Source organism: Paraoerskovia sediminicola, assembly GCF_030296575.1.
GTDB classification, from domain to species: domain Bacteria; phylum Actinomycetota; class Actinomycetes; order Actinomycetales; family Cellulomonadaceae; genus Paraoerskovia; species Paraoerskovia sediminicola.
Genome location: NZ_AP027729.1, coordinates 1,173,992 through 1,198,216, shown reverse-complemented (window position 1 = coordinate 1,198,216; position 24,225 = coordinate 1,173,992). Strand labels below are relative to the sequence as shown.

Annotated in this window: 22 protein-coding genes; 10 read left to right on the top strand and 12 right to left on the bottom strand. The window is 72.7% G+C overall.

The annotated features are described in order from the left end of the window. Positions 1 to 39: 39 nt before the first annotated feature. Entirely contained in the window at positions 40 to 672 is a 633-nt protein-coding gene (locus QUE47_RS05690; RefSeq protein ID WP_286218946.1) for a TetR/AcrR family transcriptional regulator, read from the top strand. Here the strand turns inward: QUE47_RS05690 and QUE47_RS05685 are convergent. The 3 genes from QUE47_RS05685 to QUE47_RS05675 form a co-directional block, all read right to left on the bottom strand. Continuing rightward, a complete protein-coding gene (locus QUE47_RS05685) occupies positions 660 to 1,616 on the bottom strand; it encodes an ABC transporter ATP-binding protein (protein WP_286218945.1) in 957 nt (318 codons plus the stop codon). The two genes, QUE47_RS05690 and QUE47_RS05685, sit on opposite strands and share 13 nt — an antisense overlap. After that, on the bottom strand, positions 1,613 to 2,419 hold the full coding sequence (locus QUE47_RS05680; RefSeq protein WP_286218944.1) for an ABC transporter ATP-binding protein: 807 nt from the start codon (positions 2,417 to 2,419) through the stop codon (positions 1,613 to 1,615). The genes QUE47_RS05685 and QUE47_RS05680 overlap by 4 nt, the downstream gene beginning before the upstream one ends. An 82-nt stretch (positions 2,420 to 2,501) precedes the next feature. Further along, on the bottom strand, positions 2,502 to 3,599 hold the full coding sequence (locus QUE47_RS05675) for an ABC transporter permease (RefSeq protein WP_286218943.1): 1,098 nt from the start codon (positions 3,597 to 3,599) through the stop codon (positions 2,502 to 2,504). Positions 3,600 to 3,772: 173 nt separating this feature from the next. Here QUE47_RS05675 and QUE47_RS05670 point away from each other — a divergent pair, with 173 nt between their 5' ends. The 4 genes from QUE47_RS05670 (at position 3,773) to QUE47_RS05655 (ending at position 8,165) form a co-directional block, all read left to right on the top strand. Further along, on the top strand, positions 3,773 to 5,002 hold the full coding sequence (locus tag QUE47_RS05670; RefSeq protein ID WP_286218942.1) for an AI-2E family transporter: 1,230 nt from the start codon (positions 3,773 to 3,775) through the stop codon (positions 5,000 to 5,002). Positions 5,003 to 5,011: 9 nt separating this feature from the next. Beyond that, positions 5,012 to 6,220: a 23S rRNA (uracil(747)-C(5))-methyltransferase RlmC gene (gene rlmC / locus QUE47_RS05665; protein WP_286218941.1), complete on the top strand. Its 1,209-nt coding sequence runs from the start codon at positions 5,012 to 5,014 to the stop codon at positions 6,218 to 6,220. A 206-nt stretch (positions 6,221 to 6,426) separates the two neighbouring features. Then, positions 6,427 to 7,359, top strand: coding sequence for an ABC transporter ATP-binding protein (locus QUE47_RS05660; protein ID WP_286218940.1), 933 nt, complete (start codon positions 6,427 to 6,429; stop codon positions 7,357 to 7,359). Beyond that, a complete protein-coding gene (locus QUE47_RS05655) occupies positions 7,356 to 8,165 on the top strand; it encodes a hypothetical protein (protein ID WP_286218939.1) in 810 nt (269 codons plus the stop codon). Before QUE47_RS05660 ends, QUE47_RS05655 begins: the two co-directional genes overlap by 4 nt. A gap of 5 nt (positions 8,166 to 8,170) precedes the next feature. Here QUE47_RS05655 and QUE47_RS05650 read toward each other — a convergent pair whose 3' ends face one another. Beyond that, the gene (locus QUE47_RS05650) at positions 8,171 to 10,339 is read right to left on the bottom strand and encodes a bifunctional lysylphosphatidylglycerol flippase/synthetase MprF (RefSeq protein WP_286218938.1); all 2,169 of its coding nucleotides are present in this window, start codon (positions 10,337 to 10,339) and stop codon (positions 8,171 to 8,173) included. 123 nt (positions 10,340 to 10,462) lie between these two features. Here QUE47_RS05650 and QUE47_RS05645 point away from each other — a divergent pair, with 123 nt between their 5' ends. The 3 genes from QUE47_RS05645 to QUE47_RS05635 all read left to right on the top strand — a co-directional run bounded on the left by QUE47_RS05645 (position 10,463) and on the right by QUE47_RS05635 (position 13,247). Continuing rightward, a complete protein-coding gene (locus QUE47_RS05645) occupies positions 10,463 to 11,557 on the top strand; it encodes an LLM class flavin-dependent oxidoreductase (RefSeq protein ID WP_286218937.1) in 1,095 nt (364 codons plus the stop codon). 194 nt (positions 11,558 to 11,751) lie between these two features. Next, positions 11,752 to 12,732 carry an acetylxylan esterase gene (locus QUE47_RS05640; protein ID WP_286218936.1) on the top strand — a complete coding sequence of 327 codons (981 nt, stop codon included), beginning with the start codon at positions 11,752 to 11,754 and terminating at the stop codon, positions 12,730 to 12,732. Next, the gene (locus QUE47_RS05635) at positions 12,729 to 13,247 is read left to right on the top strand and encodes a GNAT family N-acetyltransferase (RefSeq protein WP_286218935.1); all 519 of its coding nucleotides are present in this window, start codon (positions 12,729 to 12,731) and stop codon (positions 13,245 to 13,247) included. The genes QUE47_RS05640 and QUE47_RS05635 overlap by 4 nt, the downstream gene beginning before the upstream one ends. Here the strand turns inward: QUE47_RS05635 and QUE47_RS05630 are convergent. After that, entirely contained in the window at positions 13,237 to 13,935 is a 699-nt protein-coding gene (locus QUE47_RS05630; RefSeq protein ID WP_286218934.1) for a phosphatase PAP2 family protein, read from the bottom strand. The genes QUE47_RS05635 and QUE47_RS05630 overlap by 11 nt on opposite strands. Beyond that, positions 13,932 to 14,663 (bottom strand): phosphatase PAP2 family protein, encoded by a 732-nt coding sequence (locus tag QUE47_RS05625; RefSeq protein WP_286218933.1) that lies wholly within the window; start codon positions 14,661 to 14,663, stop codon positions 13,932 to 13,934. The genes QUE47_RS05630 and QUE47_RS05625 overlap by 4 nt, the downstream gene beginning before the upstream one ends. 179 nt (positions 14,664 to 14,842) lie before the next feature. Between QUE47_RS05625 and pnuC the strand changes: the two genes are divergently transcribed. Next, entirely contained in the window at positions 14,843 to 15,592 is a 750-nt protein-coding gene (gene pnuC / locus QUE47_RS05620) for a nicotinamide riboside transporter PnuC (protein WP_286218932.1), read from the top strand. Positions 15,593 to 15,703: 111 nt separating this feature from the next. Here the strand turns inward: pnuC and QUE47_RS05615 are convergent, their stop codons facing one another. Further along, positions 15,704 to 17,509 carry a bifunctional metallophosphatase/5'-nucleotidase gene (locus QUE47_RS05615; protein ID WP_286218931.1) on the bottom strand — a complete coding sequence of 602 codons (1,806 nt, stop codon included), beginning with the start codon at positions 17,507 to 17,509 and terminating at the stop codon, positions 15,704 to 15,706. A gap of 196 nt (positions 17,510 to 17,705) precedes the next feature. After that, positions 17,706 to 19,853 carry a glycosyl hydrolase family 28-related protein gene (locus tag QUE47_RS05610; protein ID WP_286218930.1) on the bottom strand — a complete coding sequence of 716 codons (2,148 nt, stop codon included), beginning with the start codon at positions 19,851 to 19,853 and terminating at the stop codon, positions 17,706 to 17,708. A gap of 543 nt (positions 19,854 to 20,396) precedes the next feature. Here QUE47_RS05610 and QUE47_RS05605 point away from each other — a divergent pair. Next, positions 20,397 to 21,662, top strand: a complete 1,266-nt coding sequence (locus tag QUE47_RS05605; RefSeq protein WP_286218929.1) for an arginine deiminase — start codon at positions 20,397 to 20,399, stop codon at positions 21,660 to 21,662. Between the two features lie 106 nt (positions 21,663 to 21,768). On the opposite strand, the gene QUE47_RS05600 is transcribed toward QUE47_RS05605, so the two are convergent. Genes QUE47_RS05600 through QUE47_RS05585 form a run of 4 tightly spaced genes read right to left on the bottom strand, consistent with a single transcriptional unit; the run spans position 21,769 to position 24,192 of the window. Beyond that, positions 21,769 to 22,437: a haloacid dehalogenase type II gene (locus QUE47_RS05600; RefSeq protein WP_286218928.1), complete on the bottom strand. Its 669-nt coding sequence runs from the start codon at positions 22,435 to 22,437 to the stop codon at positions 21,769 to 21,771. After that, the gene (locus QUE47_RS05595; protein WP_286219404.1) at positions 22,434 to 22,991 is read right to left on the bottom strand and encodes an AI-2E family transporter; all 558 of its coding nucleotides are present in this window, start codon (positions 22,989 to 22,991) and stop codon (positions 22,434 to 22,436) included. Before QUE47_RS05595 ends, QUE47_RS05600 begins: the two co-directional genes overlap by 4 nt. After that, the gene (locus QUE47_RS05590) at positions 22,970 to 23,617 is read right to left on the bottom strand and encodes an AI-2E family transporter (RefSeq protein ID WP_286218927.1); all 648 of its coding nucleotides are present in this window, start codon (positions 23,615 to 23,617) and stop codon (positions 22,970 to 22,972) included. Before QUE47_RS05590 ends, QUE47_RS05595 begins: the two co-directional genes overlap by 22 nt. Further along, positions 23,614 to 24,192, bottom strand: coding sequence for a dienelactone hydrolase family protein (locus QUE47_RS05585; protein WP_286218926.1), 579 nt, complete (start codon positions 24,190 to 24,192; stop codon positions 23,614 to 23,616). Before QUE47_RS05585 ends, QUE47_RS05590 begins: the two co-directional genes overlap by 4 nt. Between the last annotated feature and the right edge of the window lie 33 nt (positions 24,193 to 24,225).

Sequence of the window (24,225 nt, the reverse complement as noted above, 5' to 3'; positions counted from 1 at the left end):
CCTCAACGTGCGATGACCTCTGGCGCTAGCATGCGGAGCATGAGTGCAGCGCGCACCGGGGGTGCCCGTGCCGGGCGACCGGTCGGGAGCGACGGCAGCAACCGAGAGGTCATCCTGTCGGCGGCCCGCCGGGAGTTCGCCGCCAACGGCTACCGAGGAGCGACCCTCCGCTCGATCGCCGCGGCCGCGGGCTTCGACGTGGCGCTGCTCTCGCACTACTTCGGGAACAAGGACGGGCTGTTCGCCGCGACCCTGGAGCTGCCTGCCGGTGCGCCCCAGGTGCTGGCGACCGCGCTCGCCGGACCCGCCGCAGAGCGCGGGGTCCGCCTCACCCGTGGGTACCTCTCCCTCTGGGAGGACCCGTCCACGGGCGGGCAGATGCGCGTGCTCGCGAGGTCCGCGCTCAGCAACGAGGTGGCGGGTGAACGCTTCCGCGGCCTGCTCTCCGGCGTCGTCGCCGCGCCGGACATCGACCTCCTGCCCGGCGGGAGGGAAGGCTTCGTCCTCGCGATGTCGCACCTGCTCGGTGTCGCGATCACGCGCTACCTCGTGCGGGTCCCACCGCTGGCGGACCTCGACGTCGGCGACGTCGTCGCCCGGGTCGCGCCCGCCGTCCAAGGGCACCTCGACGGGCTTCCCGAGCCAGGGGCGACCGGCGCTCAGCCGGCCTGACGCGCCGCCCGCTCGACGAGGACCATCGTCTCCTCGAGCGTCGCGGGCACGGTCTCGGTCCGGGCCGGGACAGCGGCCGCGTCGAGGGCGGCGTCGACGTCCTCGATCGTGGTGCCGGCGACCCGTGACGTCCGCCCGGCGAGCATCACGGGGAGCCCTGCCTCGCCGAGCGCGGCGAACGCCCGCGACCAGTCGTCGGCGTGCACGACGACGGCCTCGTGGCTCGCCGTGATCTCGGCGGTCGTGCCGCGGGCCACGGGTCGCCCGTGCGACATGATCGCGAGCCGCGTGCACTGCTCGGCCTCCTGCATGTAGTGCGTCGTGACGAGCACGCCGACCCCGGCGTCGGCCTGCGCGTGGATCGTGTCCCACAGGCGGGCGCGGGCGAGGGGGTCCACGCCGGACGTCGGCTCGTCGAGCACGAGGAGCCGCGGCGCGTGGAGCAGCGCGCAGTGGAACGCGAGCTGCCGCTGCCGGCCGAGGCCGATCGACGCGACCTGGCGCGTGCGCACCGCGGCGAGCGCGGCGGGCAGCGGCGGGATGTCGGTCACGCCGAACGCGTCGGCGACGAACTCCACGTTCTGGTCGAGCGTGAGCGAGGTGTAGAGCCCGAGGCCCTGCGGCACGTAGCCGAGCGCGGTCCGGTCCGCCCGTGCGGTGCTGGTCCCCAGCACGCTGATCGCGCCGGACGTCGCCGCCTCCAGGCCGAGGATCATGCGCAGCAGGGTCGTCTTGCCGGCCCCGTTCGCCCCGAGGAGCCCGACGATCTCGCCAGCACCGACGTCGAGCGACATGCCGTCGACGGCGGTGAACTCCCCGAACTTCTTGGACACGTCGCGGGCGTCGATCAGTGTCTTGGAGCGCGAGTCGCCCGACGAGCCTGTGTGGCCGGTGGAGCCCGTCGTGCCCGTCGCGCCGCCGTCAGTTTCTGTGGTCCGGCTCATGCGACGGCCTCCTCGCGCTGCTCGGGCCGCGCGGCCGTCCGGGCGAGGGTGAGCGCGATCAACGCGTCCTCGAGGTCCGGTTCGATCACGGTGCCGTGCGGGGTGCCCCCACCTGCCGCCTTGGCGTGGCGTGGGTGTACGGGGTGCTCGGGGTGCTCTGGGTGCTCTGGGTGCCACGTGTGGAACGCCGTCCCGCGCCGCCAGGTCCGCTCGCCCGGCGGCCGGGTGGCGGACGTCGTCACGCACCCTGGGACGGCGTCCCGCACCGCGGCCGGGTCCCCGGCGGCGAGCACGTGGCCCGCGTCGAGGGCGACGACGGTCGCGGCGCGCTCCGCCTCGTCCAGGTACGTCGTCGTCATCGCGACCGCGGCGCCGGCGGTCGAGGCGTCGGCGACGAGCTTCCAGAGCTCGACCCGGCTCACCGGGTCGACGCCGGTGCTGGGCTCGTCGAGCAGCAGCACCTCGGGCTCGTGGAGCATCGCGAGGCAGAACCCGAGCTTCTGGCGCATGCCGCCCGAGAGCTCGCGGCCGAGGCGGTCACCGGCGGCGTCGAGTCCCGCCGCACCGAGGAGCGTGTCGCGTCGTCGTCGGACCTCGGCGCCGGACATGCCGTACGCGCGCCCGACGAACTCGACGTTCTCGTCGACGGAGAGCGCGGGCCACACGCCGCTGGTGGCGGGTTGGTAGCCGACGCGTCGCAGATCGGGCACGGACACGGAGCCGCCGTCGAGCGGGACACGACCCAGCAGGGCGCGCAGCAGCGTCGTCTTGCCGGCCCCGTCGCCGCCGACGAGCGCGGTCACCTGCCCGGGGGCAGGGCGGCGTCGACGTCCGCGAGCGCCTCGAGGTCGCCGAACGAGACGCGCACGCCTCGGGCGCCCCACATCAGCGGGCCTCCACGCCGTCGGCCGCGCCCTCGACCTGGGGCGTGTGCGACCGGGCGGGCGAGATCGAGCGGCGCAGCCGCAGCACGGCGAGGCCGAAGAAGACGCACGCCATGACCACGAGGATCCCGAGCGGCAGCGCCAGGTACTCCCACGACGCGTCGCGCAGCATCACGCCCTGGGAGATCTTGGTGAACCACGTCAGCGGGAACAGGTAGCCGATCCACCGGACCCCGGCGGCCATGGCGTCGAGCGGGAAGATCATGCCCGAGAGCAGGACCTGGGGGAGCAGCGTCATCATCGCGACCTGGACGGCCTGGCCGGTGTTCTGCGAGACGGTGGAGATGAGGACGCCGATGCCGAGCACCGCGAACAGGAAGATCCCGGCACCGAGCACGAACGCGACGACGCTGCCGTTGAAGGGGACGTCGAACACCCACATGCCGAGCACGGTGACGATCACCATGTCGACGCAGGCGAGCAGGAAGTACGGGGTGATCTTGCCGAGGATCACCGCGGTCGACGAGAACGGCATGACCGCGAGCTGCTCGAGAGTCCCGGACTCGCGCTCGCGGACCAGCCCGATCGACGTGATCAGGGTGCCGATGAAGGTCAGGATCAGGCCGATCAGCGCCGGGACCATGACCCACGAGGTCGTGAGGTCGGGGTTGTAGAGCACCTCGTGGTCGACCTGGTCGCCGAGGCCGGCGACGACGACGTTCGCCGCCTGCGCCGCGAAGAGGTTCGAGCCGTCGATCAGCACGAGCGGCGTGCCGCCCGAGTCGTCGGCGAGCCCGTCGCCGGTGACGACGGCGAGGTCGGCGTGGTCGTCGGCGAGCTGGTCGCGGGCCCACGCCTCGCCCTCGCCGGGCTCCGTGGCCACGATGTCGAGCTCGTCCTCCGCCTGGGGGTTGCTCGCGACGAGCTGCTCCACCTGGTCGGCGTCGGACCCGGCGACCGCGACCTCCAGGGTGTCGACGGTGAAGTTCGCCGCGAACCCGAAGATGATCAGGAGCATCAGCGGCAGCCCGATCAGCATCGCGAGCGTCCGCTTGTCCCGCCGCAGCTCGCGGAACTCCTTGAGCACCATGGCGCGCATGGGTGGCCTCCTCCGCCTGCGGCCGGTGAGTGCGACCGCTAAATCATCAGTTGATGATCAGCGTAGACCTGCCCGGTGGTGCTGTCCATCGTCGCCGCGCCCTGCGCGCGACGCGCCGATCTCAGGGATGATGTCCCGCGACGCATCCGTCCCTCCACACCTGGAGCACCACCATGAGCTCGACCGCCGGGCCCGTCCCGACCTCGCAGGGGCTGGGCCCCTCGACCAAGATGCTGCTCACCCTCGCGTCGTCGGTGATCGTGCTCGCCGGCCTGCACGTCGCGGCGGGGATCCTCGGCCCGCTGCTGCTGGCCGCCGTGATCGTCATCATCGTGATGCCCCTGCGCGCCCCGCTCGAGGCTCGCGGCTGGCCGGGCTGGGCGGCCACGACGACGGTCATCGTCGCGGCCTACCTGATCCTCGCCGCCCTGCTCGCGATGCTCGTCTACGCCGGCGTCCGCTTCGGGGTCCTCGTCAGCGACTACGTCCCCGAGCTCGAGCAGACCGCGAACCAGCTCGGTGACCTGCTCAACCAGTTCGGTGTCGAGGGCGACATCGGGGAGACCGTCTCGTCGTTCTTCGACCCGTCACGGCTCCTGTCCCTCGCCGGCTCCGTGAGCGGGATCGTCATGTCGATCGCGAGCGCCTTCTTCTTCGTCCTCGGGTACGCCATCTTCATGGCGGCCGACGCGGCCCGCTACGGCCGCGCGGGCGAGCGGTTCGGCACGACCCACGGCCCGGTCATCGCGCGCGCCACCGCCTACAACACCGGCGTCCGTCGCTACTTCGTGGTCAACGCGTCGTTCGGGGCGATCGTGGCGATCATCGACGGCTTCGCGCTGTGGGCGCTCGGGGTGCCCGCTCCCGTGGTGTGGGGGATCCTCGCGTTCGTCACGAACTTCGTCCCGAACATCGGCTTCATCCTCGGCCTCGTGCCGCCCGCCGTGATGGCGCTCGTCGTCGGTGGCTGGCAGCTCGCGCTCGCAGTGGTCGCGGTGTACTGCGTCGTGAACGTGGTGCTGCAGGTGCTCGTCCAGCCCAAGTTCGTCGCCGACACGGTGAGCCTGAGCCTGACGCTCAGCTTCATGTCGGTCGTGTTCTGGACGTTCATCATCGGGCCGCTCGGCGCGATCCTCGCGATCCCGCTCACCCTGCTGGTCCGCACGCTGGTGCTCGAGCCGGACCCGAAGGCAGGGTGGTTGCGCTGGCTGTCGGGGGACACGGAGGCAGGACCGGCCGACGACGCCGTGGTGCTCGAGGGTGCCCCCGGTCAGCCGGGGGCCGGCGCAGGGGCGTCGACTGCCGAGGGCGCGGCAGGGGCCGAGGGCGCGGGCGGTGCTGGGACCGAGGCTGGGACCGAGGCCGGGACCGAGGCCGAGGAGAGCTCCGCCGCCCGGCCGTAGGCTCCAGGGGTGCAGTGCGACTACTTCGACGCGTGGCGGTGCCGGTCGTGCACCCTCATGGGTCGGCCGTACGCCGCCCAGCTCGCCGACAAGGACGAGGCCGCGCGGGCCGCGCTCGGCGAGCGCCCCGGCCTGACCTGGCTCCCGCCGCAGCCGAGCCGCGAGCAGGGGTTCCGCAACAAGGCCAAGATGGTCGTCGCCGGCACGGCGGCGGAGCCGACCCTGGGCATCCTCGACAGCGACGGGCGCGGCGTCGACCTGCGCGGCTGCGGCCTCTACACGCCCGGGATCCACGCCGTGCTCCCTGCCCTCGCGGCGTTCGTCACCCGCGCCGGGATCGAGCCGTACGACGTGCCCGCGCGGCGAGGTGAGCTCAAGAACGTCCTCGTCACCGAGTCGCCCGACGGCGACCTCATGGTCCGGTTCGTCCTGCGCTCGCAGGAGCCCGTCGCGCGCATCCGCAAGCACCTGCCGGGACTCGCCGACGACGTCTCGCGGGTGGGAGGGCTCGGCCTGCGCCTCGCCGTCTGCTCCGTGAACCTGCTCCCGGGGCACCGGGCCGTCGTCGAGGGGGAGCGGGAGATCCTGCTCACGGGCACCGCCGACGCGGGCGGCGACCCCGTCCACGGGGGCGCGCTCCCGGGCGCCGAGGCCTCGCTGCGCATGCGCGTGAACGGCCTCGACCTCCACCTGCGGCCGCAGAGCTTCTTCCAGACGAACACCGAGGTCGCGGCAGCGCTGTATCGGCAGGCGACGGCCTGGGTCGGCGAGGTCGCCCCGGCCTCGGTCTGGGACCTGTACTGCGGGGTCGGCGGGTTCGCGCTGCACGTGGCGGGCGCCGAGGGGCCCTCGCCGGTGGACGTGCTGGGCGTGGAGATCAGCACGGAGGCGGTGGCGAGCGCCCGCCTCACGGCGCGCGACGCGGATCTCGCCGACGTCCGTTTCGAGGCGGGAGACGCGACGGCGTTCGCCCTGGCGTCGGACGACGTCCCCGACCTCGTGGTCGTCAACCCGCCCCGGCGCGGCGTGGGCCCGGACCTGGCCGCCTGGCTGGAGGGCTCCGGCGTCCGACACGTCGTCTACTCGAGCTGCAACCCGGCGTCGCTGGCGAAGGACCTGGACGCGATGCCGTCGCTGCGGCCGGTGCGCGCGCGGCTGTTCGACATGTTCCCGCAGACCGGCCACGCCGAGGTGCTGACACTGCTGTCGCGGAGCTGACGGCGCGCCTCCGGGGCATGATCCGGTCCGCGCGGCGCCGCCGCTATAGTGCTCGCAACCGTGGTGGACCTGCGAAGGGGCAGGCGAGGCCGCGGCACCCGCCGCTCGACGCGAGAGATAGAGCCCACCATGCCCTACCGGCCCCGCGCCACGCCCACCGTGGTCCAGCACAGCAGCTCCGAGCCTCGGACGTCGGGGGCGTCCTCATGATCGAGGTCCGCGGACTGAGCAAGTCCTACGGGTCGACGAAGGCCGTCGACGACATCACCTTCACCGTCCACGAAGGTTCGGTCACGGGCTTCCTCGGCCCCAACGGTGCCGGCAAGTCCACGACGATGCGCATGATCATGGGTCTCGACCGGCCGGACGCCGGCACGGCCACCGTGAACGGGCGTCCCTTCGCCGAGCACGCGTCCCCGCTGACCGAGGTCGGAGCACTTCTCGACGCGAAGGCTGCTGCACCGGGACGGTCCGCACGCGACCACCTCCGCATGCTGGCCGCCACGCACGGCATCCCGAGCACGCGCGTCGACGAGGTCATCGAGGTCACGGGCCTCAGCTCGGTCCGCCGCAAGCGCGTCGGGGGCTTCTCGCTCGGCATGGGGCAGCGGCTCGGCATCGCCACGGCGCTCCTGGGGGACCCCAAGACACTCATCCTGGACGAGCCGGTCAACGGCCTCGACCCCGACGGGGTGCTCTGGGTGCGCACCCTCGCCAAGGACCTCGCAGCCCAGGGGCGCACCGTGTTCCTCTCGAGCCACCTCATGAGCGAGGTCGCGCTCACCGCCGACCGGGTGATCGTCATCGGCCGCGGCCGGATCCTCGCCGACGCCACCACCGACGAGTTCGTCGCCGGTGCCTCGGGAACCTCGGTGCGCGTCCGGACCCCGGACGCCGAACGGTTCGCCGGGCTCCTGGCCGAGAAGGGCGGCGAGGCGACCCGCCCCGAACCGAACGTCCTGCGGGTCACCGGGCTCGACGTCGCCGCGGTCGGCGCGTGCGCCGCGGCCGGCGGGGTCGAGCTGCAGGAGCTCGTCGCCGAGGGCTCGACCCTCGAGGCCGCCTACATGCAGCTCACGGCCGACTCGGTCGAGTACACGACCGGACACACCAGCACGACCGAGGGAGACGTGGCATGAGCGCCACCACGACGTCCGGGTACCCGACCGCCGACACCACCGGGTGGGCCCTGACCTTCGGTCACGCCGTGCGCGGCGAGTGGATCAAGATCCGCACGATGCGCATCACGCCCTGGCTCGCGCTCGCGTTCCTCGCGATCACCGTCGGGATGGGCGCGTCGTCGTCGGCGGGTGCCGACCCGGCCGTGGTCACCCAGGAGGACCTCGCCACGCGCCTCGCCGCGGGGCTGTTCGTCGCGCAGGCGGTCCTGGCCGTCCTCGCCGCGCTCTCGGCGACGTCCGAGTGGGCGACGGGGCTCGTGCGGGTCTCGCTCACCGCCGTCCCGCGGCGCTCGCTCTTCGTCACCGCCAAGGCGGTCGTGGTCGTCGGGATCTCCGTCGTCCTGACGATCGTCGGCCTCGTCGGCGCGTGGGCGTTCTCCCTCGTGCGGTACTCGGGCTCGGGCACGACGATGGACCTCGCCGACCCGCTGTATCTCTGGCTGTTCCTCGGCGGCCCGGTGTTCATGGCCCTGATCTCGACGATGGGACTCGGATTCGGCGTCCTCATGCGGAGCGCAGGTGCCGCGGTGACGACCGTCGTCGCGCTCGCTCCCGTCCTCCCCGTCATCCTGGCCGCGTTCTCCGTCGACGTGATCGTGACGATCCGAGAGCTCCTGCCGGCGAGCGCCGGGCCCGCGCTCATGGGGCAGCAACCGCTGGGCGGGAGCTCGCTCCCGGTAGCGGTCTCGATCCTCGTCATCGTCCTCTGGGGCGTCGTCCCGCCGCTCGCCGGGGTCCTCTCGCTGCGTCGTCGCGACGCCTGAGCGCCTCAGCCCCGGCTCTGCCGCACCGCGGCGACGAGGTCCCGCATGCGGGCATCGGGCAGGTAGGCCCGCCCGAGTCCCAGCGCGATCTTCGGGAGCGCGGCCTCGTCGCGGGCGACCAGGTACAGGGGTTCACCCCGGGGCTGGAACTTGGCCTTGAAGCTGTGCAGCGACTGGAACCCGTAGAGCGGCTCGAGGGTGTCGGCGACGGTGCGCAGGACGGCGTCGATCGCGGTCGCTGAGCCGTCGTCCTCGTGCCCGCCCGCCAGCGGAGCCCCGGAGAGCGAGACCTCGAGGTAGCCCTCCTCCTTGAGCTGCACGCACGCCGACGCGATGAGGAACTCCATCGTGTTGCGGAACGAGTCGTCCGGGCGCCGACGCATGAGGTCGAGGGTCCAGCCCGTCACGCGGCCGTCGACGCCGTGCACCGGTAGCCAGCTCGTCACGCCGTGGACCGTCCCGTCCTCGCCGACGGCCAGACCCACGCGCACCGCCGGGTCGAGCGCCTCGTCGACACCGCCCAGCGTGAAGCCCATCTCCGGGAGCCCGCCCTCGGTCACCCAGGCGTCGGAGATGGCCCGGACCTGTGCCCGGATCTCCCGAGGCTCGTCGGCGAGCGTCACCATGCGGTGGGTGATCCCGAGCTTCTTGCCCTTGTTGAGGGCGGTGCGCACGTCCTGCCACTTCTTGCCCCGGAACTCGAGGTCGGGCAGGTCGATCACCGCCTCCTCGGCGACCTGGACGCGGGTCCACCCGTAGACGTCGGCCACGGTCGCGAGCTCCGGCCCGGCCGAGAAGAACGCCGGGGTGAGGCCTGCGTCGTCCGCCGCCTCCATGAAGGCCACGGCGAGCGAGGCCCGGTCGTCCGGAGACCCGGCGACCGGGTCACCCAGGCCGATCGCCGTGCCGAGGTACGACTGGTAGGTGACGACCCCGAGCGGTGTGGCGGGGCTCCACCACGAGTTCTCCTCCCACGTGGACATCCACGACAGGCGGCTCGGCGAACCGAGCGAGGTCAGCAGCTCGCGCGCGCTCTCCCGGCTGGGGGCCACGGCACCAGGAGGTGTGCTGATGCCGCTGCGTCGGCGGTTGCGGAAGCCGCGGCGTCCGGCGAGCAGGATCACCACGGCGCCCACGTCGAGGAGGAGGCCGAGCGCAGCGAGCGGGGCGCCGTCACCGTCGAGCGCGGCGAGGACGAGGAGCAGAGCCAGGGCGTTGAGCACGACACCGAGCCCGGACAGCACCATCGCGACCCGCCACCAGGTGCGCCGTCCATGACGCAGCCCGACGGCGATCACCAGGTCGAGCACGATCGCGGGGGCGTTCGTCGCGAGCGACTGGCCGCCGAACTCCCCGAGCGGCCCGGTCGCGGGGGCGCTGAGCGACGCGAGCAGAAGGATCACGGCCGACACGACGAAGAACCCGGAGGCCAGGGAGCGCAGCTCGCGCCGCGTCGTGCGGTGCAGCCGCAGCGCCGCCGGTCGCCCGACGAGCCACGGGCCGACGGCGAGACCCGCGGCGAAGGCCACGAGGTGCTCGACGTCGGCCAGCGAACCGAGGAACACCGTCGACAGCACGACGTAGAGGCCCGTGACGATCCAGATGCGGTCGCGCCACGAGCGCCGGAGCGTCGCCGCGGCGACGGTGAGGGCGCCGACCGCCCCGGCGCTGAACCCCGCGTCGAGCTGGGTGGCGGCCTCGGTCGCCCAGGTCCACGTCGTGGTGGCGCCCGCAGCGACGACACCGGCGGTCACGAGGACACCGAGGAGCTGGCACGCGACGGCCACGACGGCGGTGCGCGACGTTCCGAGGCGCCGTTCGGCGAACCCGACGAGCAGCAGGAACCCGCCGGCGACCGGGACGTACTGCCAGGGAACCAGGGCGAAGAACGAGCCGGTGACCGGCGTCCACCACCGCCCGGCCTCGAACGACGGCACCCCGTACGCGAGGTGCGGGAACAGGGCGCTGTCCTCGAACGGCGACCACAGGGCGGTCGTCGCGACGCCCAGGACGAGCATGACCGTGACGACCGACAGGGTGAACGGGATCGTCAGCAGGAACCCGAGCGCCGTCCGTGCGCGGGCGGCGCGCGGGCCGGGCGGTGCGGTGTCCGCGCCCGCTGCGGCAGCAGCCGTGGGCGCTGCGGGGGTGCTCGTCGGCGGGGGCGTCGACATCGGGGTCCTCTCGGTCGTGCCGGGGCGGCTCTGCGGACCATCCTGCCCGACGCGGGCCCGGGCGGCGCCTATCGTTCTGAGCAGCGGACCCGTCGAAGGGTACGAGCCGAGCGGAGGACGAGCATGAGCCACGGACCGATCCCTGCACTACGGAACCCGGTCGGCGTGATGCTGCCGCGCGACCTGCCCGTCGCGGACGTCCTGCCGTTCGCGCGCCGCGCCGAGGAGCTGGGCTTCGCCGAGCTGTGGGTCGTCGAGGACCTGGGGTTCCGCGGCGGCGTCGCCCAGGCCGCGGCCGTGCTCGCCGTGACGTCGCGCATCCGGGTCGGCATCGGGATCCTGCCCGTCGGAGCCCGGAACGTGGCGTTCGCCGCGATGGAGATCGCGACCATGGGGGAGATGTTCCCGGGACGGGTCGTCGCCGGCGTCGGTCACGGGATGCCTTCCTGGATGCGGGACGTCGGTGCCTGGCCCGCGAGCCCGCTGGGCCTCCTCGAGGAGTACACCGACGCGCTGCGAGGACTGCTCCGGGGCGAGACGTCGAACGTCGACGGCCGCTACGTGCACCTGGACGGGGTCGGGCTCGAGCCGCCCCTCCCGCCGGCGCCGCCGGTCCTGCTCGGTGTGCGCGGACCGCGGTCGCTCGCCGTCGCCGGGCGCAGCGCCGACGGCGTCGTCCTCGCCGAGCCGGCCGCGCCCGCGTACGTGCGGTCCGCGGCGGGGGTCGTCGCCGAGGCGGCCGGAGAGGCGGTCGGGGACGCGGAGTCTTCCGGACAGCGGGCCGAGGGTCCGGGTCCGCAGTCCCTGGTCGCCTACAACTTCGCGGTGGTGGACGACGACGCCGCGGCGGCGAGGGACGCCGTCCGCCCCCTGCTGGCCCACGTCGGCGACGTGGACTGCGCGGCGCACGTCGCGCCGCTGCCCTTCGCGGGCGAGCTCGCTGCGCTGCGGGAGGCGAGCGGGTCGGTCGAGGCGTTCGTGGCGGCACTGCCCGACGCCTGGGTGGACGAGCTGGCGCTCGTCGGGACGCCCGAGCGTGTCAGGGCGAGGATCGACGAGATCGCGGAGGCCGGGGCGACGTCGTCCGTCCTCATCCCGGTCGGCATGCCGACAGGTAGGCAGGACTCGTCGCCTGTGACGATGACCGACCGATCGACCGGCACGCCGACAGGTAGGGACCGGATCGCGGCCCTCGATGCACTCTCCCGGGTGCTCTGACCCGTCCCCCTTCCGCCGAACCGGTGGTTGTGTGTGATCCGAGGGCTCGGATCGAGCTGGATCCCCGGTTCGGCAGACGATGATCGCCGGTTCGGCGGACGTATCGTGCCGGACAACCAGAACCGGCCAAGAATCCAACCAGAACCGACCGAGAACCCACCCGAGAACCCGGAACAGCCCCGAAGGAGCCCGACGTGCCCCAGTTCGACCTCAGCGTCCCCGAGCTCGAGGCCTACGAGCCGCCCGTCGAGGAGCCCGCAGACTTCGATGAGTTCTGGGCGGCCACGCTCGCCGAGTCCCGCGCGCTCGGGGCGGCGCCGACGGTCGAGCGGGTCGACGCCGGCCTCACGGTGGTGTCGGTCGACGACGTGACGTTCCCCGGCTTCGCGGGCGACCCGGTGCGTGCCTGGCTGACCCGGCCCGCGGACGCCCCGGACCCGTTGCCGGCGGTCGTCGAGTTCGTCGGCTACGGCGGTGGGCGCGGGCTCCCGCAGGAGCGGCTCGCGTGGGCCGCGGCCGGGTACGCGCACCTGCTCGTGGACACCCGCGGGCAGGGCAGCGGGTGGGGCTCCGGCGGCGACACGCCCGACCCGCACGGGTCGGGCCCGGCGAGCCCGGGGTTCGTCACGCGCGGGATCGACGACCCTGCGGACCACTACTACCGCCGGGTCTTCACGGACGGGGTGCGGGCGGTGGACGCCGTCCGCGGGATCGACGGGGTCGACCCCGACCGGGTGTCGGTCGCCGGGATCAGCCAGGGTGGCGGCATCGCGCTCGCGGTCGCCGGGCTGGCCGACGGTCTGCGGGCAGCCCTGGTCGACGTGCCGTTCCTGTGCGCGTTCCGGCGGGCCGTGACGATCACCGGCGCCGACCCGTACGGCGAGATCACGCGATACCTGTCGGTCCATCGCGGTGCCGAGGAGCGGGTGTTCCGCACCCTGTCGTACCTCGACGGTGCCAACCACGCCGCCCGCGCGACCGCCCCGGCCGTGTTCTCGGTCGCGCTCATGGACGAGATCTGCCCGCCGTCGACCGTGTACTCCGCGTTCCACCGGTACGGGGGCGCGGGGACGGTCGTCAAGGACATCGACGTCCACCCGTTCAACGGGCACGAGGGCGGTCAGGCGTTCCGGTTCGCGCGCCACGTCGCCTGGCTCGCGGAGCACGCGGCGTGAGCGCGCCGCAGCGGTCCGTCGGCCTGCGACCGGTGGTCGAGGCCGACCTGGCGTCGTTCGAGGCGGCGCAGACCCCCGACGGTCAGGGCGAGCTCCAGTGGTTCGGCCACCGCAACGTCCGGGCGCTGCGCGAGCGGTGGGACCGCGACAGGCTGCTCGCGCCCGACGGCGGCGTGCTCACCGTCGACGTGGACGGCTCGTGCGCCGGGCGCGTCGAATGGTTCGAGGGATTCTGGGGGCCTCGGGAGACCTCGGCGTGCTGGACGATCGCGATCGGTCTGCTGCCGTCTTGGCGCGGTCAGGGGATCGGTTCGGCCGCCCAGCGCCTGCTCGTCGCGTACCTGTTCGACCACACGCGGGCCGAGCGCGTCCAGGCGTTCACGGACGTCACGAACGTCGCCGAGCAGCGCGCGCTCGTGAACGCCGGGTTCGAGCGCGAGGGCGTGGCGAGGCGTGGCCAGTGGCGCCGTGGCGCGTGGCACGACCAGGCGATCTACTCGGTGCTCAGGACCTGACCCGGGACACGTCCCGGCGCAGGTACGCCCATGCGATCACCATGCAGACGGCGCCGTTGACGAGCGCCATCACGACGTCCGACGGCGCGTGCATGCCCCGGTAGAGCCGGGCCGTCCCGACGAGGAACGGCATGAGCACGCAGACCACGGTCACGACCCGGCGCAGCACCGGGTTCGTGATCCGCTGGGCCAGCATCGCGAGGGTGAACCACAGCGCCGAGGACGCCCCCGTGTGGCCGCTCGGGTAGCTCGTCGTCGGGGGCGAGTCGTCGAGGTGCGACACGTCGGGGCGCTCGCGGCCGACGGTCAGCCCCGCGAAGAAGAAGACCAGCGCCTGGAGCGAGACCGCGAGCGCCGGGACGAGCGCGAACCACCACTGGCGGGTGCGCCACCACAGCAGCGCCACGGTGATGACGGTGATGGCGATGACCACCTGCGTCATGCCCGCCCCGGAGACGATCATCGAGACCGGTGTGAGGGTGTCGGTCCGGTTCGACTCGAACCACTGCTCGACGGCGTCGCCCTGGGGGAGGTCGCCGAGCGGGCCCACGATGAGCAGCCCGACGCCGGTGATGAGCGCCCAGAGCGCCGCGGCGGGCAGCAGCCCGCGGACGACGACGTCCCGGGCGACGGTCTTCGCCGTCGGGCGGGACGTGTCGAGCTCGTAGCGGTGGACGAACGTGTTCATCGGGTCTCCGGTCCTGGTCGGGTGGTCCGCGCGACCGTCGCCGCGTCGGGGTCTGTGGCCGGCGTGCCGCCGGATGCCGGGTTCCAGCCTCGGTAGCCGATGTAGGAGGCGATCGAGATCGCGGCGCCGAAGAGGGTCCCGGCGACGACGTCGGACGGGAAGTGCACGCCGAGGAACACCCGGTCCAGGTCGGTCGCGACGATGACGCAGCCGGCGAGGATCGGGGCGACCACGCGCCCGCGTCGGCCGAGCAGCGGCCACAGGAGGAGGGTCAGGGTGATGGCGACGGTGGCGGACGACGTCGCGTGACCCGACGGGAAGCTGTAGCCGGGCGCGTGCTCGATCGCGTCGTCCACCACCGGACGGGCGCGACCGACGGCCTGCTTGGCGAGGTGCGCGAGCCCCCAGGAGGCGAGCGTCGTGCCGGTCGCCCACAGGGCGCGGCTCGCGAGACCGTGCCGTCGCCACACCCAGAGGGACACGCCCCCGACCACGAGGACCAGGAGCCACGGGGACAGGACCTGCTGGTAGACGACGAGCGCCTGCTCGAAGGCAGGGTGCTCGCGGGTGAACGCGGTCGCAGCGGTGATCGCCGCCTGGTCCAGGTCGAGCACCGCGTCGTTCTCGGAGCGGACGAGCCAGGCGAGGCCGAGGACGGGGACGCACGCCGCCAGCCCGAAGGCCGCGGCGCGCAGGAGGGCGCGGGTGCGCACGTGGTGCTCGGGCATCGGAGGACAGTATCGGGAGCGGAGGGAACTCGCGTCCGGGGTCTCGCCCCCGGGATGAACGGATCGCGTGGGAGCGTTGCACCGCCGGGCCCACGACCGTGGGCTGATCGAGTACGAGCCGGTGCGAGCCGGCACGTAGCCAGCACTGAGCCAGCACCGAGCGAGAACGGGTCCGGGACATGATCGAGTGGCTGTTCGACGCGCAGCTGCACATCGGCGACCAGGTCGTGCTGTGGCGCGAGATCGTCGGCAACCTCTTCGGGCTGGCGTCCGCCCTCGGCGGTATGCGGCGCAAGGTGTGGGCGTGGCCGGTGGGTATCGCGGGCAACGTGCTGCTCTTCACCGTCTTCATGGGGGCGGTCTTCGACACCCCCAACCCGGTGAACCTGCTCGGTCAGGCGGGGCGGCAGGTCATGTTCGTCGCCGTGTCGGTGTACGGCTGGTACCGCTGGCGACAGGCACGACGGGAGCGCCTGGAGGCGGCCGGTGCGGCCGCCGGGTCCGGGACCGACGCGGCCGCCGCGGGCTCGGCCGGCACGGCCCGCTCTGCCGCGGAGGGTTTCGTCCCGCAGTGGGCCACCTGGCGGCAGCGCGTCTTCCTCGTGGTGGCGATGGTGGGCGGGACGCTCCTGCTCACGCCGATCTTCAGGGCCCTCGGCTCGTACGAGCCGGTGTGGTCGGACGCCTGGATCTTCGTCGGCTCGCTGCTCGCGACGTACGGGATGGCGCGCGGGTGGACGGAGTTCTGGCTGATCTGGGTCGCGGTCGACGTGGTGGGGGTGCCCCTGCTGCTCGGTGCCGGGTACTACGCGTCGGCGTTCATGTACGTCTTCTACGGGGTGTTCACCCTCGTCGGGTTCTTCGTGTGGTGGCGCGTCCAGCGCAGGGCGCTGCGGCTCGAGGACCCGGGCGTCGAGGTGCTGGGCTAGGTCCGTTCTGCGAGCGGGACGGGTGGTGATGCCTCACGGCCCGACCGCGCCATGTCGATGGCGCGGGCCCGACGGCACGGTGCCCGGCCTTGCGGCCGGGCACCGTGACGGTCAGCCGATCGTGATGCGGCCGGAACCGCCGACCGGGTAGTCGGCTGCCGAGACGACGCCCCCGAGGTCCTCGACCAGGTACCCGGCGAGCGCCTGCTGATAGCTGACACCCACGCGGGTGAAGGGGACGGCCGGGTAGGCGTCGCCGCCGGCGAGCGAGAAGTCGTTCGACGCGACGTTCACGGTCGCACCCGCGACCGCGACGCCGTCCGCCACGAGGACCGTGCCGTCGTCGAGGACGACGGACCGCACGCGCTCGCCCGCCGTCACCTGCTCGCCGGTGTCGGTGACGACGACCCGGGCCGGGTAGCTCGTGTCGACGGTGTACGAGAATCCGGCGGCGTGGACGAACGCCCCGTCGGAGCCGGGCAGGGACGCCGAGCCCTCCTCGAGGAGCTGGCGGAACGTCTCGGCGGGGACGTCGGGCGCGATCGCGACGAAGTTCGAGAACGGCGCGATCCCGAAGGTGTCGGCCTCGGTGACCGGGCCGGCCGGGAGCTCCGCGTCGATCCGGATGCCGCCGCCGTTCTGCACGGCGACGTCCGGCTGCGGCAGCCCGTACGCGGACGCCTGGTCGGCGGCGGCGTCGAGCAGCGAGTCGGCCATGAGGTTGCCGCAGTTCGACTCGCCGGTACGGACCTGGTCCCGGCGGCACTCGAGCGCGACCTCGCTCTCGGCGAGGACGTTGGCGGCGAGGTCGGCCTGGAACTCCGCGACGGGCTCCTCGACGGTGCGCAGGACCGTCGGGTCCGGCTCCACCGCGTCGGGCCCGGTGTCGGTGACGACCTGGAGGCCGGAGGCGTCGTCGTCCCAGCCGATCACGTCGCCGTTCCGGTCGAAGGAGACCTGGATCTGACCGACGTAGCGGTAGGCGCCCGGCGTGGTCACCACCGGGACCTCGGAGCCGTCCGCGTCGGTCGCGACCAGCGGGTACGAGCCGTAGACGTTGGCGTCGTCCCCGGGAAGCAGCGCGTCGCCGTCGTCGGCGAGGATCTCGTCGCCGCCGCCACCGATGACGACGTCGACGTCGCTCAGCTGTGCGACCAGGTCGAGCTCTTCGCCGATGTCCTGGAGGTGCGACGCGAGGATGATCTTGTCGATCCCGTCGGCGGTGAGGGCGTCCACCTGCTCCTGGGCGACGGCCACGACGTCGGGGTCGACGCCGACGTCGATCGGGGACGAGATGGTCGCGAGGGCGGGCGTCGTCAGGCCGACGACGCCTATCTTCTCGCCGCGCTCCTTGACCACGGTGCTCGCCACGAGGCGGTCGCCCACAAGCTCCGCGAGACCGGCGTTCGCGCCGAAGTCGAGGTTCGCGGAGACGAACGGGGCGTCGTCGACGGCGCGGACGAACTCGCCGAACACGTCGGGGCCGAAGTCGAACTCGTGGTTGCCCACCCCGAGCACGTCGTAGTCGGCCGCGTTCGCGACGAGGGCGTCGTAGAACGGTGCGCCGTCGACGCGGGAGGCCTGGAAGGCCGTGCCGGCGAGGTAGTTGTCGCCCGAGTTGAGGACGACGGCGCCGCGCTTGGCGCCCTTGACGCTCGGCTTGCCCGAGGTTGCGTCGTGGCGCAGCTCGTCGAGGAGGCTGACGAACCGTGCAGCACCTCCGTAGGACGCGCCGTCGCTCGCCTCGAACGGCAGGAGCGCCGACTCGCCGTCGTTGTTGTGCAGGACGGCGAGGACGAAATCGGTGCCGTCGTCGGCCTTGGGTGCGGCGAGCGCGGGGGCTGCGGTCGTGAGCAGCGCGGCGGTGCTCGCCAGTGCGACGACTGATACGGCTCGGTGTCGGATGGTCCGGGGCATGGGTCTCCCTCGATCGGTCGGTGTGACCCAGGGAACATCACTCCGGCGCTGTCCGCACGGCGACGGCCCGCGGTCACGGCCCGCCAGAACGACGCCGAACCGGTGATCGTGCGCGGTCCTGGTGCTCGGACCACGCACGACCACCGGTTCGGCAGTGCAGGATCACCGGTTCGGCGATCCAGGGTTCACCGTGAGGTCAGCCGACGGGCTGCTCCCACTCCGACGGCGCCGGCGGGGCGACCACCGTCGGGCGGTCGTTGCAGCTGGGCGCGTTGGGCACGAACCGTCCGAGCCAGTTCACCGGGTCCGGCTCCCACGGGCTGAGGCTCGTCCCGTCGTTGCCACCGAGGTCGGTGAGGACGAACTCGGTCCCGCCGTTCGGGAAGTTGAACGAGCCGCAGTTGTTCACGCCCGCCCAGCCGAGGTTGCGCACGTCGACGTTCTCGAACGACGCACCACCCGCGACGCGTGCCGAGACCGCGGAGGTCCCGGCCCCGTCGACGCGCACGTCCTTGAACTTGACGCCGTCGATGCGTACCTCGTCCTTCACCGTCCACTCCGAGACCAGCATCATCGCGTTGTAGGTGCTGTCGAGGTAGTGGTCGCCGGTGACCGAGATGTCCGCGTCGATGGACTGGTCGAGGGCGTAGAACCAGATGGCCCCGAGGCCGATGCGCCAGTTCAGCTCGAAGGTCCCGGCCCGGACCACCGAGTTGTCGGTGAAGTCGAGCGTGCCCTCGAACGGAGTGGCGCCGAAGCGGGCACCGGCGTGCAGGCCGGAGCCCTCCCGGATCGGGTCGGCGACGAGGTTGTTCGCCACGGTGGTGTTCTCGCCGCCGTAGATCGCGATGCCGTTGGCGAGCGTCGGGGTCTGGACGGTGTTGTGGCTGAACGTGTTGTTCGCGTTCGCCGGGTTGTCGTCGCCGGCCTCCGACCACATCGCCATCGCGTCGTCACCGGTGTTGCGGAAGAAGTTGTTGCTCGCCTCCGAGTTGGTGACGCCGAGGTGGAAGTTCATGCCGTCGGCGATCTGGTCGACGACGATGTTGTCCTTGATGGTGACGTTGTCCATCGGACCGTCGAGCCAGAGGCCGACCTTGGTGTGCTGGATGTACAGGTCCGTGAACGACGAGTCGTCGAATGCCCCGCCGATGCCGTTGACCTGGTCGGTGTCGATGCGCTCGCGCACGTCGCCCTGGATCGCGAAGCCGGAGAGGTGGACGTCGCTGCTGCCGCCGTCCTCGGCCCACTTGCCGTAGAAGCCGACGCCGGTGTGCACCGAGCCGTCGTCGCTCGGCTCGTCGAGGGCGACCTCGCTGCCCTTGAACGTCGTCCACCAGTTCCCGGCACCGATGATCGTGACGTCGTCGACGATGATGTGCCGGTCCACGCGGTACTCGCCCGGCGGCACGTAGACCGGCAGGCCCTTCTTCTTGGCCCAGGCGATCGCCTTGTCCAGCGCGGGCGCGGAGTCCTTCTTGCCGCGCGGGTCGGCGCCGAACAGCAGGACGTTCGCGGCCTTCCACTCGACGTGCGGCTTGGCGACCTTCTCGGAGTCGAGGAGGTCGATCGTGGTGACGTCGGCCTTCGCGTTCTTCGGCACCTCGAGCCGCACCGTCGAGCCGGCCGCGTACGTGCGACCCAGGTGGAGCCGCTGCTCGTCGTAGAAGTGCATCGGCCGGAACGGGGTGGTCACCTCGCGCGTCGCGGGGTCGCACCCGGTGTCCGCGTCGCCGCCGTCGCACTCGACGACCCACCAGTCGGGGTGCAGCAGCTGCGCCTCGGGGTCGTTCGAGAACTGGTACTGGTTGTACAGCCACGAGTACTCGGACGTGAGGTCCATCGTCTTGGTGTGGCCGCGGTCGACCTTGACCTTGAGCTCCGAGGTGATCCCGCCGCCGCCGGGGGCGTCGGGGATCGAGTAGCGCACCGTGATGGCGTTCGCCGCCTCGGGGAGCGTGAAGTCGATGTGCTGGCCCCGCTCGAGCTGGACGGCGGAGCGTCCGGAGGCCTCGGCGGCGAGGTCGTACGCCTCGCGTGACGTGATCACCGTTCCGTTCGTCGCGACGTTCTCGGCCTCCTGCTCGACGAACGCGACGTCGGCGCCGCGCCCCTCCACGAGCGAGGGGTCGAGGGCTGCGCGGGTCACGACCGGGTCGTCGGCCGGCGACGGCCGGCCCCAGCCGTTCGCGGCGGCGGCTCCGCCGGTCGTCGCGACGAGCGCGAGCGTCGCGGCGACGGCGGACGTGGCCGCCAGGGCTCTCGAGGCTCTCGAGGGGGTGCGGGTGGGTGGTGCGGACCGTCGGCGCCGCGCGGGCGCGGTCGGGGAGGCTGTACGCGTCATCGTCGACTCGTCTTCTCTCGTCGTTCGCTGGGGTCGATCTGTGGTCTGTCTGGTGGTCGAGCTCGTGGTGGATCGGGTGGAACTGTGACCTGTCAGGCCCCGGCAGCCCTTGGCGACGCTGCCCGGACGCGTCCGACAGTAGGGCGCGCTGCGAGGATTCACAAGACGTGCTGCCAAGTTGTTACATCATGCTGTCTGTTTTTTGCATCGAGCGAAAGGCGTGCGGGCGTCGTACGGGACACGGCGGGTGACACAGCGGGTGACACAGCGGGTGATGCAGCGCGGGACAGGGCGCGGGGCAGGGCGCGGGGCAGGGCACCTGCCGCAGTGTCGGACGGCGTCCGCGGGCCGGCCGGTCACCTCACCCGCCGTAGGTCCCGGCTCCCGGCGCGGGTCGACCGCCCGTCACGAGGCCGCGCTCCGGCGCGGCGATAGCGTCCCGTCGCCGCCCGTGGAAGAGTCGGCTCCGTGGCCGGGTCCCGGCGGCGCCGGACCGGCGCTGCGACGAACGACCCGGGGTGCCTACCCGGCGGAGGAGTCTTGATGGAGCAGCAGGCAGCAGTCACGCACGGCGCGGTCCGGCCGTTGGGCGTGCACTCGGAGGTCGGGCGGCTCCGCACGGTCCTGGTGTGCAGCCCCGGGCTCGCGCACAGCAGACTTACCCCGTCGAACTGCGACGACCTGCTCTTCGACGACGTGATGTGGGTGCAGAACGCGCTGCGCGACCACCAGCAGTTCGTCGGCGTCATGCAGGAGCGCGGCATCGAGGTGCTCGAGCTCCACGCGCTCCTCGCGGACGTGCTCGACCTCCCGCACGCGCGCGCCTGGCTCCTCGACCGCAAGATCGTCCCCAACACGGTGGGTCACGGGCTCGTCGACGACACCCGGGCGTACCTCGACGGGCTCGACTCCCGCGAGCTGGCGAGGCTCGTGATCGGCGGGCTCTCGACGTCCGACCTCCCGCCGGAGTTCCGCAGCCCTTACATGGCGCTGGTCCGCGAGGCGTCCGGCATGCGTGACTACCTGATGCCGCCGCTGCCGAACACGCTCTACACGCGCGACACGACCTGCTGGGTCTACGGCGGCGTGACCCTCAACCCGCTCTACTGGCCCGCGCGCCACGACGAGACCCTCGTCATGAAGGCGATCTACTCGTTCCACCCGTACTTCGCGGAACCGGGCGTCGAGGTGTGGTGGGGCGACCCGGAGCAGGACTGGGGCATGGCCACGTTCGAGGGCGGCGACATCATGCCCATCGGCAACGGCGTGGTCCTCATGGGGATGTCGGAGCGCACGTCCCGCCAGGCGATCAGCCAGGTCGCGCGATCGCTGTTCGAGCGGGGCGCCGCCGAGCGCGTCGTCGTCGCCGGCATGCCCAAGCTCCGCGCGGCCATGCACCTCGACACCGTGTTCACGTTCGCGGACGTCGACGTCGCCACGGCGTACCCGGCGATCGTCGACGGGATCGTGCCCTTCTCGCTCCGCCCGGACGGCTCCGGCGGCGTGGACGTGCGCCAGGAGAAGGCGCCGTTCACGGACGTCGTCGCGCAGTCCATCGGGCTGCCGAAGCTCAACGTCATCGAGACCGGCGGCGACGTCTACGCGACGGAGCGTCAGCAGTGGGACTCGGGCAACAACCTCGTCGCGCTCGAGCCCGGTGTCGTGGTGGCGTACGACCGCAACACGCAGACGAACGACCTGCTGCGCAAGGCCGGCGTCGAGGTGCTCGAGATCGTGGGCGCCGAGCTCGGCCGCGGTCGCGGCGGCGGCCACTGCATGACGTGCCCGATCGTCCGGGACGCGGTCTGAGCGGACCGGTCCGCGGGCTCGGCCCCGGCTCGGGTCGGTAGGCGCCCCGGGCCGGTCATCGGCTCGGGTCGGCAGGCGGCTCGGGGCCCCGCTCAGCCCGCGCCGCTCAGCCGGACAGCTGCTCCGCGAGGTCGGTCAGGGACCGCGCCGTGACCTCGGGTGCGGTGAACGTGCCGGGGTAGGTGGCGCCTTGCCGGTCGATCCACGCGGTGCGCAGGCCGGCGCGGGCCGCGCCGTCGACGTCCCACGGGTGGGCGGCCACGAGCATCGCGTCGTCGGGTCGGACGTCGCAGCGCGCCAGGGCGTAGGCGTACGACTCGGGCGCGGGCTTCCACCGCTCGGCGTCCTCCACGGTCAGGAGCTTCTCGACGAGGTCGCGGACCCCGGCCCGCATCAGCAGGTCGTCGGCGACCGAGGTGGCGCCGTTGCTCAGCGTGACGACGCGGACACCGAGCGCGCGCAGCGCCCGCAGGCCCGGCGCGACGTCGGGGTGCGTGCCGAGCGAGGTGAACGCCGCCATGATCCGGTCCACGGCGCCGTCGTCGCTGGGACCCGCGCCCGCGAGCACGGCGCGCAGCGACTGCTGGGCGAGGTCGGCGAACGTCGCGCTCGACCCCGCGGCGGCGAGCGCGAACCCGTCCCGGAGGATCTGCGCGAACCACTGGGGTGCGAGGTGCCCCGGCGCGCCCTCGGCCTCGAAGGCCGCGGGCATGGCGGACATGTCGCTGAGGGTCTCGTTCACGTCGAGGACGACGAGCGCGGGTGCGGAGGTCATGCCGACTCCTCGGGTGTGGAACTGGGCGTGGAGCCGGGTGTGGAGCTGGGCGCGGAGGTCCGTGCGGGCGTGGGTGCGGGCGCCGAGGGCGGACCGCCGCCCGCCTCGGTGAGGCGAGCCGCGCCGTCCGACGCTCGGGGCGCCGCGCCCGTGGCGAGGCCCTCGCGCCGGTGCTTGAGCACGTCGAGGACGATGACCGTCACGGGCGCCGAGAGCGTCGCGCCGAGGAGGCCGGCGACGGCCGCGCCGACGATCGTGGACCCGAGGTTGACGATCGGGTGCAGCCGGAGCCGGTCGCTGGTGAGCTTGGTCAGGACGAGCGTCTGCACGACGTTCTGCACGACGAGGATGATCACGAGCAGGATCAGTGCCTCGGTCGTGCCCTGGGCCCCGAGCGCGATGAGCACCGCGAACGCCGCCGAGAAGATCGCGCCCAGGTAGGGGATGTACGAGGTCACGAAGGTGACGAGCGCGATCGCCATGACGAGCGGCACGTCCAGGACCGCCGCGCCGATCCCGATGAGCACGGCGGTCACGAGGCTCGACGACGTGATGGCCCCGAAGTAGCGGCGGAGCGTCGTCGCGGACTCGTCGACGATCTCGGTCCCGGGGTGGAACCGACCTGGAGCTTGCTGCCCAGCCAGGCCTCGATGCGGGCCCAGTCGACCAGCATGAAGTAGAGGAAGAAGGTTGCGACGAACGAGCCCGCGACGAAGGCGGCGGCGCTCGAGAACGCGCTGCCGAAGAACCCGGCGAGCCCGCCGACCATGCCGGAGACCGAGCCGCCCAGGTCGAGGTCGGACAGGTCGGTGCCGGCGAGCTGGTCCTCGAGGGTCAGCAGTCCCGAGCTGAGTTTCGCGGCGATGTCGGCACCCTGGTCCGCGACGCCGACGATCGTGACCCACACGGCCAGCACGAGGACACCGATCAGGCCGACGAGCACCGCGCTCGCTCCGACTCCGCGCGGCACCCGGCGGCGCGCCAGCGCCTCGACGACCGGGTGCAGCAGGATCCCGATGACGGCCGCGAGGACGAGCGGCACGACGAGGCCGGACACGGCGCCGAGCGCCGCCCAGGTGATCGTCGCCGCGAGCGCGATCCCGACGAGCGCCCACGCCGTCGCGCCGGTCCGGCGCACGCCGGAGGCTGCGGGCCGTGGCGCCGGCGGGGCGTCGGTCACGGGATGCTCGCGAGGAACGCCAGCACTCGTTCTTCCACGAGGGCCGTCGCGTCGGCGTCGTACTCGGGCAGGCTCGAGTCGGTGAACAGGTGGCCGTCGCCCGGGTAGAGGAACAGCTCAGCCGTGTCGACCGTCTCGACCAGCTCGCGGGCGGCGTCGAGGTCGCCCTCCTCGACGAACAGCTCGTCGTCCTCCGCGCCGTGCACCTGGACGGGGACGCCCACGGGCCACGACGACCCGAGGTCGGACGGCGTGATGCAGGCGTGGAACAGCAGCGCGCCCTGGGCGTCCGGCATGGACTGGGCGAGCATCTGCGCGGGCATGGCGCCGAGGGAGAAGCCGGCGTAGACGACGTCGTCCTCGATGTTCTCCGCCGCTTCGCGGCCGCGCTCGACGATGGTCGAGAAGCCGATCCGGCTCGCGTTCTCGATGCCGGCCTCGAGCGAGTCGAAGGTCTTGCCCTCGTACAGGTCGGGCAGACTGACGCGGTGCCCGGCGGCCTCGAGGCGTGCGGCGAAGGCTCGCACCCCTGCGGTGAGCCCCTGGGCGTGGTGGAAGAGCACGACGTGGGTCACGGGGGATTCCTCCGGTTCGTGTGGTGCGGTCGT